At 42.1% G+C, this 1,476-nt stretch carries 2 protein-coding genes; one reads left to right on the forward strand and one right to left on the reverse strand.

What is annotated here, in order from left to right:
- Positions 1-490 (forward strand): oligoribonuclease (gene orn, locus QTO00_RS19630; protein WP_331426245.1); only part of this gene is annotated, 490 nt, incomplete at its 5' end.
- Positions 491-523: 33 nt separating this feature from the next.
- Here orn and QTO00_RS19635 read toward each other — a convergent pair.
- A complete protein-coding gene (locus QTO00_RS19635) occupies positions 524-1,234 on the reverse strand; it encodes a hypothetical protein (protein ID WP_443088952.1) in 711 nt (236 codons plus the stop codon).
- Positions 1,235-1,476: the final 242 nt, after the last annotated feature.

The following is a 1,476-nucleotide window of genomic DNA, read 5'->3' on the forward strand; positions in this document are numbered from 1 at the left end:
CCCTGAAACCCATAAAGTTATCGAAATCGCCACCATAGTGACCGATAGCGAACTTAATATTTTAGCTGAAGGACCTGTACTTGCCATTCATCAGCCAGAACAAGAGTTGGCTAAAATGGATGAGTGGTGCACCACAACTCATACTGGAAGTGGCCTTGTTGATCGTGTACGTGAAAGTAAAATCGATGAACAAGAAGCGATTCGCCAGACTATCGAGTTTTTAGAAAAGTGGGTGCCGAAAGGTAAATCGCCGATTTGTGGTAACAGTGTTGGTCAAGATCGTCGCTTTCTATACAAGCATATGGCAGAGCTAGAGGAGTATTTCCACTACAGATACATCGACGTTAGCACTCTGAAAGAGCTTACGCGCCGATGGAAGCCAGAAGTATTAGATGGTTTTTCGAAAAAGGGAAGCCACCTCGCGCTAGACGACATTCGCGAGTCTATTGCCGAGCTTCAATACTATCGAAAGGCGATTATCTCAATCTAAACTGCCAAGCCAGCTTTTTCGCTGGCTTTATTTTTATGGGATGGGTAGAAAGACAAACTGTGCCACCCCTTGAGCAACCTTGGTTATGCCACGATTGGTTTTGTCTGCCACGATTAAAGCCATCATATCTTGAATCATGATCATCTTGGTGAATAGTCGATCGAAGCTAATGTCACCATTCTCTTCGTCAATGTCGTTGCTATATATGAGTGGATTGCCGTATTGATCTTCACGGTGATAGAGTCGCCAAACAAAGATCTCGATGTTTCTCGCACTGTTGTATAGAGCCTGTTCATCAAGTGAGTCAATAATGAAAAACTCTTGTTGGTGGTTGTAGGAACGACGGAGCATTTCTGAGAGACCAACAACAGTGGCAAAGACTCTATCTCCTTGGAAGTTTTCATCGAAACTCAGCAAAATCGCATCGATCCCAGTTACGCCATTCAGTTCATCGAAAACGAGTGAAGGTAGCTCTATCTCATCTTCTGAACCAAAGATCTGGGTAATACGGCTCTCTATGGTTGCCTGAGGATTCTTTTGTAGCTGAATAGGGTTGCGGACGTAGAGTTTGCGTGTAATTTCTATTAGTTGCTGTTTTAGTTGCCTAGCATGAACATCCATGACGAAGTCGACATCACTTTTTCCTAAATTGCGCATCGGTTTTGGCATGGAGCTACAACCTACGATGAGTAGAGTTAGCACGATGGGAGTGAGTGTTCGAAAACAAATCCTTTGAAACGACATGGACACTAAACCTTAGCTGAAGAGAGTGCGGTTTTCATAGCCAATACTTATATTAAATTTTGCAAATATCAGCGAGCATAACACCACAAAATGCTCGACAGCCTCCCAATTTGTGCATATCAAAGGTTAGTTTTTTGTTATTGAGCAAAATAGCTTTCGTATAAATTTCAAGCTGTTTTGATTATTGATGTGCGCTTTTCAATCAAACAGGAAAAAAAAGGATTTTTTTTGCATGAAGGACT

Origin of the sequence: Vibrio sp. M260118, from assembly GCF_036533755.1 — a bacterium.
GTDB lineage: Bacteria > Pseudomonadota > Gammaproteobacteria > Enterobacterales > Vibrionaceae > Vibrio.